Below are 12,110 nucleotides of genomic sequence, written 5' to 3' on the forward strand. Positions count from 1 at the left end.
TCAGGCGTAAGCAGGTTGGCCCAGATTTTCCAGAATTGCTTTTTCCAGTGGCTCCCACCAGTCCGCTGCCTCGATCAGAGGTAGCACATCGGTTTCGCCAATCATGGCGGTGGTGGGGTACACCTCGGCTTTTGAACCGGGATACTCCCGCGTAGCAGCTTCGGCGGGTTCATAGGTGCCGGTAACGGCGATGGCAACGCCGTGCAGGCGGATAGTTTGAGAAAAACGCATAGGAGAGAGAATTTAGCCCCGACGCGAGTGGCCGGGGCTGGTGGGAGAAATCAGAAAGGAAGATCGTTGAGAATGGTACGGCCTGTAGCCAGCGTAACAAACGGGCCGGGCTTGCGAACCTGCGCCAAAAAGCCATCCATAAGCGCAGGATTGCTTTTGATGGGCGTGGGATGGATTGGCTGAAACTGGCTAAACGAATCAGCTATAGCGGACTGCGCCTTGTGACGAGCGGCTAAATACTCCTGCTGGTTACAAATTATGTATTTGCTTTCTGGATGCTGGTAAGCGTCGAGCGAACCAGCAGCGCTTTTATTCAACTCAATACGGGCAATGATGAGGCCACTAAATTCCCAAAAGTGAAGGGTCTCTAAATACTGTTCATGCAGAATGGCAACCCAGCCGGTGCCATCAGTGCGTTTAAAATACTGAATCTGATTCATGACTTTTTCTGTTTTGTGGGCACCAGGCCCGATTTTCTATAGTGCAATGCGCGGCTTTTAAAGGCAAACCACCAGCCCAGACGGAGCGCGAACAAATGAAAATACTACCATGTCAAAGAACTACTATTGCTCACTTGCAACACTATAAAGGTACAAAAACAACGCGAGAAAACAAGCGAAAACACAAAGAAAACTTTGCTATTATTACATATTTTTGTAACTTAGTATTATGAAAACAGCACTACTCGCCAGCCGCCAGCTTACCAGCCCCAACCACTATGAACAGATACGCGCGGCCCTCCTGGAACTGGGAACCACCGAACTACACCACGGAGCCGAGGGAGCCGGGAAACAACACGCCGAAACCTGGGCCAGCGAAACCGGGCGGGCGCAGGTAGGCCACGCGCCCAACTGGAAAGAGTATGGACGGGCTGCTGGACCGATACGGGGCAGGGAACTGGTACAGGCCGTAGACAACCTGGTGGCGCTATGGGATGGCAAAAGCAAAGGCACCGAACAGGAACTCAAAGAAGCGAAACGGCAGGGCAAGCGGGTAAAACTGATCCTGGTCTGAGCGACCAGCCACAGACGCGGGGCGGTAGCCTGACCGGATGCCACCTGCGCGGGCGGGGAGCCAGCCTGCAACCGCCACCCTAGGAGCCACATATCAGCGCAGGACGGCGGGCACCGAAGGGAGGGCAAGGCAGGGAGGAGGAACGACGACCGAACGCGCCCCGACCGGAGCCGCCCAGCCGGGCCGAAGCCGCGACCGACGACACCTCCCGACCGTGCAGAGGATGTGCGAGCGAATAGCAGGAGGGGCGCGGGGGATGGAGGAGGGCGCAGGTTGATGCGTCAGTTATGCCGCGCGGCTCAGCGCCCTGCGGAGCAAGCAACCGGTTGGCAACCCTCTATCCTAGGTAGCGCAAACAGCCGAAGCGCGTGGCCGTTCGGTGTGTCGAGGAACGAGCGCACCGTTACGGCCTGCGCTGTGCGGCTGCTGCGCGGATTTCCATTCTCGTACTAATTCCACATTCCTTTCATTATCTTTGCGAAAGCACAAAAAAACGAGTGATGGAATTTACAAATGCGGAAGGGGCAAAGCGGCTCAAAGCCGTTGCGGTGGCACTAGGCCTTCGAGTAAACGAAATGGGTGCGCAGGCGGGTATTGAAAAGCAGCAGATGTATGACTGGACCAGTGGTAAGTTACTACCCAAATGGTCGAACCTGGTCAAGATCGCCGAAGCCTTTCCCCAAGTTTCAGCGGAATTTCTGTTACGGGGCAAAGGATCAGTCTTAAATGAGTAGTTAATTAACCAATTAACTAAAAAATTATTTAACTATAAAACTATTTATCTGACTACGTTTTTGTTTCCTAGACATCGTTACTAACACAAAAAAGGCCAGCCGCAATGCAACTGACCTTTAAGCACTATAGAAAATTGGTACGGCGAACCGCTATAGATTTTTTCGCCGGGCACTTCGAAAGAAATACCGGGCAAACATCATTATCAGCATAATACAGGCACCGATGAATTGTAGGTCCTTCTCGCCCGTCTCCCGACCGTAGTAGCGCAACAGCACAAAACCGCCCAGGATCACCAGCAAAATTACCGAAAAATCGAATTCTTCCACCTGTCTACCCAAATAGCTGTCGGCAACTTCAGTAGCAGCGTCCAAGTTCACGAAGGGTTCCCTCCGCAACCGCTCACACAGTTCCCGTAGTTTACGTGGATTTCCGTCGCTCGTTTCGTACAGCTTCGTCATTACCGCATCTAAGTCCGAAACCTGTAGATCACCGATCAGCCGATAGATCATCTTCAGGGCATCCGGTCGCGGTAAGGGTTTGAGTTCGATCTTTTCAAAGCTCCAGGCAAAGCTGGCTGCTTCCATCTTTACGCTGCGCGCCGTGGTGATGATTGTGAAATGATCTTTCAAATCTTCCAGCACCTTTACCCCTTTGGGCGTAATCCCATCCAGCGTGCCGATTTTTAGTAAGTACTCCTGAGGCTGAATCAGATCCTTGAGCGTCTGTACAAGATTTGCCAGACTCGTCGTACTCAGTTTGGTTTCGACCGATTTGAGATCCGAGGTTTGGAACAGCATAGCCGCAGCGGTTTCCTTGTCTCCGCAGATGTGGAGGATAGCCGCTTTCAGGCTCGACTTCATATCCGAACAGTCGTCGATGAGCAAGGTCCGTTTTTCGAAGTTCAGCGACTGCAACAGATGCGTTTTCCCGATACCAATAGGACCCGTAATCAGCACGCTGATTCCCCGGCTCACCAGACTTTGAATCTGCTTTTGTTCTTTCTCTCGGCCCACAATAAAATCCGTATCCGGGGTAAGCAGATTGATCAGCGTTCGACGGGGCGGAAATAGATAGGCTTTGAACCGCTCCAATAACGTTGGACGCGGAGCCGCTGCGTCGATCTGCGCACGTAGGCGGTCGGGGTCCGCATGAGCGTAAATCAATGTTGTCTGTGCATTCTCGTGCCCAAGAAGATCCCGAATATCGTTCAGGTCAGTACCTTGAGCCCGTAGGTTGCTGGCGAAGGTATGGCGTAGCTTGTGCGGTTTAGTATCACCCACTTCGGGCCGTTTCTCGCTGATGCGTTTGAGCATCATGTTTACCGTTGAGCGTCCGATATGACCGTTGTCCTCACCGGGAAAGACGAACCCTTTTGGAGTCGCTCCGTCTTTGAGCATGGCTTCAAACGCTTCGTACAGCCGTTGGGACATAGGCACCGTGCGGGCAGTGGCCTTGGCGGTTTTGCGTTTCTTTAAACTATCGATCTTTACCGTTCGCGCCCGAAAGTCACAGTCCTCCCAGCGTCGGGTCCGAGCTTCGGTAACCCGGCATCCGGCATCGAGCATCAACAGGATCAGCAGCCGATGACTAGATTTACGGGTTGCTGCCAGTAACGCTTCCTGTTCTTTACGAGTGTGAAAATCGGGAGTTTGAGTTTCCATACGGTTCTCGCTCGAAGGGTATAGTTTTGTCAAATGGCTTGCTTATACGTAGCCAGCTACCCTATCTACTGTTTGTGGTTATCCGACTACTAAATTAAGTAGCAGAACATTACAGCAAACCGGAAAAGCTACCTATCCACAATAGACTAGAATTTATTAGTTAAGCATTGCAGGGGTGGTGTTCTGAAAATAAACCTGTGCTTCATTAGATCGAACCGGATAAGCCTATCCCAAACGTTTCATACGTTCGACGTAATGATCCCCAAGACAGCCACATGCTTTTCATGACCTGGAGACTACATGTAATTCGTCCCTTTAATAAACGCTATGCTTATTCTAAATGATGACATATGTATTCTTTGCGAGACTTGTAAATTCATCATTCTACAGTTATCGTTTTGCTAGTTGGCGAAGAGGCAGTAATTTTTTCTTCCTTTGATAGTTTTGGCGCTTTAGCATCATCATATACCCGGAGATAGTACGTTTTATTGTCTACCAAGTTTCGAATCAACGCTCGTCCGTACGCATTTGTCGTTCCTGTGGCTATACTATGTGTACCGTCTTTATACGTATCAAATAATGTTTTGTTGGCATATAGGCTATACGTAAGACTTGGCTGAGGAACACCGTCAGTATCTACAACTAATAAAATTAGATCTCCTTCCGATCTTAATGTCAAAGTTGCCAGTCCTGCTTCAAATTGAACTTTAGGAGTAGTCCCGATGGAGTTTACTATAGTTGTTGAAGAGGATAGACTAGGTATTGGTGCAATACTGGCCGTTGTCGTTAACGGGCTTGTAGTCGTGAAGGAATACGTAGCTGAGTAGCGCAGACTATCACCATTGAACGGGCTTGCGAATTTATAGTCCAGTGTATATTTTTCAGGCACAAGGTTAGGGATGAGAAAGTTTCCCAAGGCATCCGTTAATACGACATATCCGGTTCGATCAGCGATAGTTGTCTGTCGCTTAAGTAGTATCTGTACACCTGACTGTTTTGTAGTTTTACCTGTTAACACGTCGTTTATCTGTGCAGAACCTACTAAGGAAAACAATCCCGCTTTGGCTTGTAAGTGTAGATCTTTTGTAACTTGTTCGGTTCGCTCTTGAAACTGCACCGAATCCATTTTTATATACGTGATAGAGCTAGTCAACTCCTTACGAGAATTGATGCAGGTAAGATAATAAGTTGCTTTATCCCCCAGCCCACCTTGTAACCTGGTAAATTCGTAGTATCCTCCGGCATTGGTTGTAGTGGATAATTGATTAGCTGTTGAATCCGAATTATTAAAGCCAAGGCGCACAATTGCGTTAGATACAGGTATTTTTTGACCTGTTTGAATATCGTCAATAGTCACGATTCCCTTAATACTGGCATTTCCCCCAAAACCTGCCTCTGGTCCTCTAGTCAGTGGATCACAACCACCCATTAGAACAACTACACTTGTCAGAAGTAGACCTATACAAATATTGCAGTAAGCGCGATGAAGTAGCATAGAATTACCTGAATAGCTTAATGATTGGCATGAAAAGCGAAGGATCGATGGTGATACTAACAAATTTACTTTTTGCATCTAGATAGTTCCGGGTATCGATCACCTTGTTCGCCTGTAAAACAGGCTGTTGGGCGCGTACTATATTATATCCACCTTGAAGAGAGAAACCAGACCATAAATCTATACCAATCCCAGCAACAAAGCTATTGAGTGGGTGAAGGGCGTTAATCCCCAATACGGCGTGTATCTTTCTGAAATCAAACTTGTAATGGTAATCCAAGGGGACCCGCTTTGAGTGAATGATAAAATGGCGATCACTCACATTTGTTTTAAAGAGATGAATTTTTAGACCTACCAAAGGAAAGAATCCCCCTAATTTGGTCGTCTTAATACTACCGTCTTCATTGATAGTAACACTAGGTTGATTATAAAAACTGTACCCCAAGCCAGCTATTGGTAAAATTCTTTTAAGCGTACTAATAGTATATTTCTCCGTCCGTTCAGTTGTCCCCGTTTTCGAATTTTTTATTGTGTACTTCATTGTCTGACTGGCAAGTGTATCAGGCTTTGGTGAAATCATCTGTGTGAAAAAAGCCGGTTTCGTATCTTCCTTATCAGAGGTGGGCAGATTTAACTCCCGAAACTGGGAACGGTAAAAACCAATCATCTTTGGAGCATCCTCAGCAAAAAAGCGCCCCTTAACAAAATTATCAACAATCTGCTTGCAGGCTTTCCGATCAGCTAGTGCTTTTGGAAGAGTGTATCCTCCAGCTTTTTCAAGAGCAAAGTTCTCCTCGGCCATTATTGCTTTTATTCCATCGAAAGCTATCCCAGATATTTCTTCAAAAGCGGGAAGTAATAGGGCCGTTGTAATGGATACCTCGCTAAACGGTGCCGTCTCTGTAGTTACTTTAATTGAATCTCTATTATTGTGAATTAAAACCGCTACGTCCTGATTCTCCTCTTGGTAGAAGGATCGAAAATCTTTCAGGGGAGACATTAATTTATACTCTGCCTGCGCATCGTGGTGCCGCATAAGTACATATGGATTTCCTCTCCTAAAGGCAAGCAGGACACTGTTCAAAAACCAATCTCGACGTAACTGTTGATCGGCAAGTTCTGATTCATCCTTAGTTAGCTTTGCTTTTTTAGCTGTTAATTCTGCTACTTTTTTCTCAGCGTCTTTAATAGCTCTTTTTTTATCAAATATATCCCCTTCTAGTTTGGCGAGTTTCTTTTCAGTTACCACTAGTTCCGGTCCCGTTTCTTTACTTAGTCGTTGGCTAAGTACTACTTTTTCGGCCTGATATAAGGTTGAATCCCGCTTCAGTTGAATTAGTGATTTACTAAAATCATTAAGCTCATCATTTAGACCGTTCGGAATTACAACGTCAAATGGCTGCGCGTTTAATACGCCCCCGGTATACCATAGCCAACGTAATGACAAGTCTGCGTAGGAGGTTGCATTGTAAAATTGAACGAATGGCTCAAATCCCAACTGTATTGCTTTATAGTAATTTTGAACTGGTAATTCAAGCTGTTGTATCTTATCGGCAATTGAACAGTAGTCGGATTGGTTCAATATGACAAATCCTTCGTTTTTTGATTTCCGTATTTCTTTATCAATAATTCCCAAAGCATTTTTGTCAGCATCGGTAAAAGAACTAGGAGCATTTTTATAAGTCGACTTGTATGTACGTTCCCATGTTGATAGATTCCTATTGATCTCATCTATACTATCCGAATCCGGTAACTGAAAACCGGAACTCTTTAAGGCAGCGACCTGCTGGCTTATCAACAGATTAACGGCGTGTTTTACCCGCAGATCAATTTGAAGAAGACGGGTATCTTTATCGAAGGCTGTCAAATCTATATTACTTACAAAATTTTCAAATTTGGCGTCAGGATTAAATTGACCAATAAGGGAATCTGTTCGTGTGGAGCGATCTGCATACGCGTAGATTGTGTACAGTTCGTTAAACCATTTTTCGGGTGAGGTCAAGTAGGAGGTTGTTACATCTTTACATTCGCACTGACTTAAATCAGATTTTAGTGGATACTTTATCCATGTAGGTAGAAACCGAAGCCAGCAACCAATTTCATTTTTTGCCTTTGCCAAGGACTCTCTATTAACTCCTAGCTGAATGTAACTGTCTTGAGTAGATGATTTGCTTAATGATAAATACGCTTTATCCATGCGCATAACGAGATCTCGAAAGTATAAAAGCGCATCTGCCTTGTTGGGCGCAATCTTAAAGGACAAAGACTGATCAATGGTTATCGTTTCAGGGGGCGAATTGAGCAGTTTAGCTGATCCATCAAACTGGATTTGCCCAAACACGAAAGAGTTAGTGATTATTGAAATGGCAAAAAAACTTGCAAATCGACTTGCGAGGAAAAGCTTCATCAGGATAGAGGATTTCAGGGCAAATACGGAATAAACAGACAAACTTTTACGGGTAAAACACCCTTATTGCAGCCAAATTTTAGTCTATGATTAGGGTGTATTAACATCATTCTATTACCCTGACAAGGATAACGTGTTTCCGACAGACGTTCCTTAGAGCTATTCTTTCCAATTTTCTAACTTCCAAATCAATAAGCTCGCGTTCAGACGAGCCACCTCCCGCAGCTTGTGTTCCAGCATCGCTTTTCGAACCCGGTACAGCTCCGTGTTCACCGGCTCAGGCTGGGTAAATGTGGCTATTTTCTCTTTTAGCTCCCTGACTTTTTCTCTGCGTTTACCTTCTTCGTAATCACTCAGATCGCTTTTGTGCGTATGTATGTGTAGGTCGGCATGGTGACGTTCCAGCTCAGCCATTGTCAACTGATAGCGTCTTTGCTCAGCCTTGTGTTCCAGTTCCAGCTGGTGTAGCTCCAGCCGGGTCTGCGCGTTGTTGATAGCGACTTGACCAAACCTGGCACCGGTGGGATACTCAATCGTTAACTCATTGCCTTTCTTCACCAACGCGCCGTCAACGTAATAGACTTCCTGTTCACTTTGTACCGTTACTTTTACCACCGCCCGTTTCAGGTAGTGGTTCAGACTGTCCACTGTAACCCCAACCAGATGAATAGCTTTCAGCTCGTGGTGGCTGGTTAGTCGGTGGAAAGTCAGCAGTCGGTATTTAGCGGGGTTATAGTGCATAAACTGGTTTGTCTGCCAGACGGTCAGCTGCGTTGGTTTCTGCTCGACGAGAATTCCCGTAATTGTATCCCCATCCGCACTCAATAGACGCACGTCATAATCTCCGGGTTTCCGTTTCCGTTCGCGCTCCAGATGGTCAAATGTCGCAAATCCTTTGTTGTATCTGGTCCAGAAACCAGCTGCCATCAGCGGATAGCAAAAGACGTTCAGACAGCAGAAAATCAGGAACAGGATCGCTTCACTGCGAAAGTCGTTGGCTGAGAGCCGTAGCTTGGGATTGGCCGGAAGAACCGCCGGTCGTCGGCTGAAGGGGTAAAAGATCGGAATGCCCTGCTTGGTGCACATATCGAAAATCAAATGACTTCCCAATGCCAGCGCGACGGGCAGGGTAAATGCCTGGTGGAACAGGTTATCGAATCCTTTGCAGAGGACCACCACGGCGCTAAAGAAAAAGATACTGTGCGTCACGGTCCGGTGGCCGTAGTGCGTTTGCAGCCATTTGGATAAGGGATATAACACCTTTCCCGAAATGCTTTTCGTATGATCAACATCGGGTAGCACAGCCGCGACCCAGACCACCGCCATTGTATCGAAGCGGTCAAAAATATTGATATCGGCAAAGCTGGCGAAGATCCCCGCAAAGGCAAAGCCTCCCGCCACATGGTTAAAGCTTTGCATCCCTAGTCGAGTTTACAAAGGAGTATCCAGTTCAGGGGTTGCGTTTCCCAGTTGACGGACCGGTTCTTGTACATCGTCTGAATGATTTCCCGGCACTGGTCCAGACTATAACCGGTATCGAGCCGGGCGATCCATTCGTTCAGCTGGTCGAGCGTCAGTGTCTTTACGTCCAGCACTTCGGCATCATGCCAGTGTTTACCGTTCAGATAAATTCCGAACTGGCGTCCAATTGCATATCGTTCCGGATTGGCAAGCCGCAGCGTAGTGTAGCTGTGACAGTCGAGCTTCTTGTTCCAGTTGTAAGAAAATTCCAGCCGGGGCAGATCGGGTATTTTTGGTGATTGGGGTAACTGGTCAGCAGTCATCAGTCGCGGAATCATGATTCGAACGAAGGTAAACGGTGAGAAGAACAAAACCCTTTTGAAGCGCTGGATGCCGGGTTTCCGATCAGGTAGGCATACAATTCCGCGCGGTCGGAGCTAATACGTCAGCTTTATGTTTGGGTAAACCTTACCGGGGGCAATGTGCACCGGTACTGATTTGGTGGCGTAGTTATCGCTATTGTGCAGGTTGTAGTTCAGTTCGTAGACACCAGAAGGCATAAACCAGAACTGGTACTTTATCTTTCCTGACCCATCCTCGGCATACATCCAGATATTGGTATAGTGCGCTCCCGCTTTGAAAAACGTTAGCACGGCGGTCGCATCCTGACCGGGCGGTTTTGCCCAGCTTACCCGTACCTTTCCGTAGCTGCTGGAATAGCCGCTGAATGGACTGGACCAGTTATGTTCATTGTACACCAGCAAACCATTCTCCGAGGCCGACACGCTGAATTTCTGGTAATGTCCGCTTCCGTCGAACTCAGCGGTGTACCAGCCGGGTCTGACCGACTTCCGGGCAAAACTGCGTCCGTTGGCGGGTTTCGTTACGATGTATGTGGGTTTACCCGTTGGATTACCGGAAGGCTCGTTATCGGATCGCCACACTTTCACCATGTAGTAGGCGGGACGGAAAACCTCGGTTTCGTTGTTCAGGTATTCGAAACAGATGCGGGCATTCGTTGAAGCGGCTAACCGGCCACCGTTCTGCGCCGAAAACGTTACGACTTGGTTCTTGCTATTCGTGGTCGTAAACGCAGCGTATGCGGTTTGCCCATCATTGGTCTTTATGCGCAGCACCACTAATGCCGCTTCATCGAAATACAGCTGAACCTGTTTCTGGACGTTGTAATTGCTGAATCCGTTCCCTTTCGCCTGTACCACAAATTCATCATCGGCAGCATACGCAGCGTTTCGTACATCGGCCAGGGCTTCGTCGCTGTTGTCGGTTACGTCGTAGTACCAGACCTCAATCGTCATGTCCTGCGGCTCCGCGTCAATGCTGTTCGCTAACCACACCGGAAACTGACCATCATTGACCGGCTCGAAGTCCAGACCGGGAAAGTACGAATTGTTGTCCGGGAACGTTGATTCGTCAACCGGATCACAGCGCCAGCTGATACACGCCACCAGCACCAGCAGCGCTACCCGGATTTGAAAACCGTTCATGGCGCGGTAAAGGTTACAGTCGTGGTCTTCGCTTCCCCTACGTTGATCCGTGCCGCCTGATACGTATCTCTCGGTGTCTTTACGATCAGATACCCGATTCCTTTTGGTACGCGGAACGAACGCCCTCTCCGGGTCATGGCTGTAAATCCAGCATCGTAATCGATACCGTCTTTATCCTCAGTAAACTTAGTCAGCAGCTGCTCAGTGGTGGTTGCGGGATCAATCAGATCGGTACCCATGAACCACCACTTTAGATTGTACCGGGCGGGGTAGTTTTTCAGGATAATCTTTACTTCCGCGTGATCGCAGCTGAATGGGTAATTGCTGTTGACCCAGATCAGGGGTCTATCCGTTGCGTTGACCCAAAATCCAACCGGATTTGGCCCGCCATCACTCAGGAGATGGTAACCGGGTTCCAGCGATAACGGGCCGTCGCCTTTTTTCTGGACGAGTGTCTGTTTCACCTGTCCAGCCTTAACCAGTTCCGCTATCTTGCCTTTATCGATGTAGTTTTCGTTCGTATCAGCACTCCAGTCCGGTCGAATGGGTTCTTCCCGGAATACATAATCGGTCAGTGTGAAGGCAGGCTGTAATTCCCGGAATCCGTCACCCAGTCGTTCGTACTGCACGTAGACGGTTCCGTTCCGGGAGTTGGCACCGGGTTCGTCGTGCTGGCAGGAGGCCCCCAGTAGAGGAACAATAAAGGATAAGGCAACCAGGCGGGTAATGGTTTGCATAGTCAAGGTACGGCTGTTTATGGTAGAGAATATGTGAATTTGGATTAATGCTGAGATCGGGGAGTGGACAGGTTCACGGTCATGGACCGGAGTGAGTCGAGTCCTGGTAATGTCTCTTCTGGAAAGTTGTACCGGGCAAATCGGGCCAGTTCCACGATCCTGAGCCGGTAGCTTCTTCGTTGCTGTTCGTGTCCCGTAACCTGACGCTGGTAGAGGAGCTGCGCCTGGTGGAACTCAACGGGTTTGATTTCTTTCTTGTCATGGGCCTCGGCGGAAATACTGAAAATGCGTTTCTCCATCTGTTCGGTGGTATAGCTGTCAGCAATCGTGGCCTGCTCAATCTCCAGTGCTTGGTACAGGCTCCGTAGCTGGTGCAGCTCCGTTCGGTAGTCGAGTTGGGCCTGACTCGTGATTGCTTCCAGCTTTGCCCAGTTCTGTTGTCTGGTCTGGTCCAGTTGAATGAGCTGGTTCGTGCCTCCGTTCACGCTCGGCAGCCCGAAACTGTAGCCAAGTGTCGGCAGATAGTACCACCACTTCTTTTTGGTACTGGCCTGGTATTCCAGACAAGCCGTTTTGACTTTCTGCGCGTGAAAAGTAACTAAACTCGTTTCGTAGACAGACAAAGGCAGCAGTTTGACATCTTGTGCTTTTCCTAGATTGGCGATGCTCAGTCCAGCGCCTAGAGCCAGCAGTAGAAAAAAGGGGCGGGGGGTACGGGGGGTGAACATAATTGTGTTTTTGTGTGTACGTAAATCCGGCATTTGTGTACGGTGTTGAGTGCTATCGATCTGTTGTACATTTCCGTGATAAGGCGACAGATAAAAGGAAGATGTTATGTCACAAAAATATATCATTTGGATACAT

General features: G+C 48.1%; 12 protein-coding genes. 2 read left to right on the forward strand and 10 right to left on the reverse strand.

The window, feature by feature from the left end:
- Together M0L20_RS28570 and M0L20_RS28575 are read right to left on the reverse strand one after the other, a co-directional pair.
- Positions 1-231 (reverse strand): hypothetical protein, encoded by a 231-nt coding sequence (locus tag M0L20_RS28570; protein WP_248480626.1) that lies wholly within the window; start codon positions 229-231, stop codon positions 1-3.
- A gap of 50 nt (positions 232-281) precedes the next feature.
- Positions 282-671, reverse strand: coding sequence for a hypothetical protein (locus M0L20_RS28575; protein ID WP_248480627.1), 390 nt, complete (start codon positions 669-671; stop codon positions 282-284).
- A gap of 229 nt (positions 672-900) precedes the next feature.
- Between M0L20_RS28575 and M0L20_RS28580 the strand changes: the two genes are divergently transcribed.
- A complete protein-coding gene (locus M0L20_RS28580) occupies positions 901-1,245 on the forward strand; it encodes a hypothetical protein (RefSeq protein ID WP_248480629.1) in 345 nt (114 codons plus the stop codon).
- Between the two features lie 368 nt (positions 1,246-1,613).
- On the forward strand, positions 1,614-1,979 hold the full coding sequence (locus M0L20_RS28585; RefSeq protein WP_248480631.1) for a helix-turn-helix domain-containing protein: 366 nt from the start codon (positions 1,614-1,616) through the stop codon (positions 1,977-1,979).
- 150 nt (positions 1,980-2,129) lie between these two features.
- Here the strand turns inward: M0L20_RS28585 and M0L20_RS28590 are convergent, their stop codons facing one another.
- The 8 genes from M0L20_RS28590 to M0L20_RS28625 all read right to left on the reverse strand — a co-directional run bounded on the left by M0L20_RS28590 (position 2,130) and on the right by M0L20_RS28625 (position 11,974).
- Positions 2,130-3,641, reverse strand: a complete 1,512-nt coding sequence (locus M0L20_RS28590) for a tyrosine-type recombinase/integrase (protein ID WP_248480632.1) — start codon at positions 3,639-3,641, stop codon at positions 2,130-2,132.
- A 379-nt stretch (positions 3,642-4,020) separates the two neighbouring features.
- Complete coding sequence (locus tag M0L20_RS28595) at positions 4,021-5,136, reverse strand: hypothetical protein (RefSeq protein WP_248480633.1); 1,116 nt, start codon at positions 5,134-5,136, stop codon at positions 4,021-4,023.
- A 4-nt stretch (positions 5,137-5,140) separates the two neighbouring features.
- Positions 5,141-7,543 carry a hypothetical protein gene (locus M0L20_RS28600; protein ID WP_248480634.1) on the reverse strand — a complete coding sequence of 801 codons (2,403 nt, stop codon included), beginning with the start codon at positions 7,541-7,543 and terminating at the stop codon, positions 5,141-5,143.
- Positions 7,544-7,702: 159 nt separating this feature from the next.
- The gene (locus M0L20_RS28605; RefSeq protein WP_248480635.1) at positions 7,703-8,962 is read right to left on the reverse strand and encodes a metal-dependent hydrolase; all 1,260 of its coding nucleotides are present in this window, start codon (positions 8,960-8,962) and stop codon (positions 7,703-7,705) included.
- Between the two features lie 2 nt (positions 8,963-8,964).
- The gene (locus M0L20_RS28610; RefSeq protein ID WP_248480636.1) at positions 8,965-9,342 is read right to left on the reverse strand and encodes an ASCH domain-containing protein; all 378 of its coding nucleotides are present in this window, start codon (positions 9,340-9,342) and stop codon (positions 8,965-8,967) included.
- A 99-nt stretch (positions 9,343-9,441) separates the two neighbouring features.
- Complete coding sequence (locus M0L20_RS28615; RefSeq protein ID WP_248480637.1) at positions 9,442-10,509, reverse strand: hypothetical protein; 1,068 nt, start codon at positions 10,507-10,509, stop codon at positions 9,442-9,444.
- On the reverse strand, positions 10,506-11,246 hold the full coding sequence (locus tag M0L20_RS28620) for a hypothetical protein (RefSeq protein WP_248480639.1): 741 nt from the start codon (positions 11,244-11,246) through the stop codon (positions 10,506-10,508). The genes M0L20_RS28615 and M0L20_RS28620 overlap by 4 nt, the downstream gene beginning before the upstream one ends.
- 44 nt (positions 11,247-11,290) lie before the next feature.
- On the reverse strand, positions 11,291-11,974 hold the full coding sequence (locus tag M0L20_RS28625; RefSeq protein WP_248480641.1) for a hypothetical protein: 684 nt from the start codon (positions 11,972-11,974) through the stop codon (positions 11,291-11,293).
- Positions 11,975-12,110 lie beyond the last annotated feature (136 nt).

It is taken from the genome of Spirosoma liriopis (assembly GCF_023196085.1).
Taxonomy (GTDB): domain Bacteria; phylum Bacteroidota; class Bacteroidia; order Cytophagales; family Spirosomataceae; genus Spirosoma; species Spirosoma oryzicola.

Bases quoted from the DNA above. Each gene is read 5' to 3' on its own strand.
- M0L20_RS28570 (WP_248480626.1), bottom strand. From the start codon at position 231: ATGCGTTTTTCTCAAACTATCCGCCTGCACGGCGTTGCCATCGCCGTT.
- M0L20_RS28575 (WP_248480627.1), bottom strand. From the start codon at position 671: ATGAATCAGATTCAGTATTTTAAACGCACTGATGGCACCGGCTGGGTT.
- M0L20_RS28580 (WP_248480629.1), top strand. From the start codon at position 901: ATGAAAACAGCACTACTCGCCAGCCGCCAGCTTACCAGCCCCAACCAC.
- M0L20_RS28590 (WP_248480632.1), bottom strand. From the start codon at position 3,641: ATGGAAACTCAAACTCCCGATTTTCACACTCGTAAAGAACAGGAAGCG.
- M0L20_RS28595 (WP_248480633.1), bottom strand. From the start codon at position 5,136: ATGCTACTTCATCGCGCTTACTGCAATATTTGTATAGGTCTACTTCTG.
- M0L20_RS28600 (WP_248480634.1), bottom strand. From the start codon at position 7,543: ATGAAGCTTTTCCTCGCAAGTCGATTTGCAAGTTTTTTTGCCATTTCA.
- M0L20_RS28605 (WP_248480635.1), bottom strand. From the start codon at position 8,962: ATGCAAAGCTTTAACCATGTGGCGGGAGGCTTTGCCTTTGCGGGGATC.
- M0L20_RS28610 (WP_248480636.1), bottom strand. From the start codon at position 9,342: ATGATTCCGCGACTGATGACTGCTGACCAGTTACCCCAATCACCAAAA.
- M0L20_RS28615 (WP_248480637.1), bottom strand. From the start codon at position 10,509: ATGAACGGTTTTCAAATCCGGGTAGCGCTGCTGGTGCTGGTGGCGTGT.
- M0L20_RS28620 (WP_248480639.1), bottom strand. From the start codon at position 11,246: ATGCAAACCATTACCCGCCTGGTTGCCTTATCCTTTATTGTTCCTCTA.
- M0L20_RS28625 (WP_248480641.1), bottom strand. From the start codon at position 11,974: ATGTTCACCCCCCGTACCCCCCGCCCCTTTTTTCTACTGCTGGCTCTA.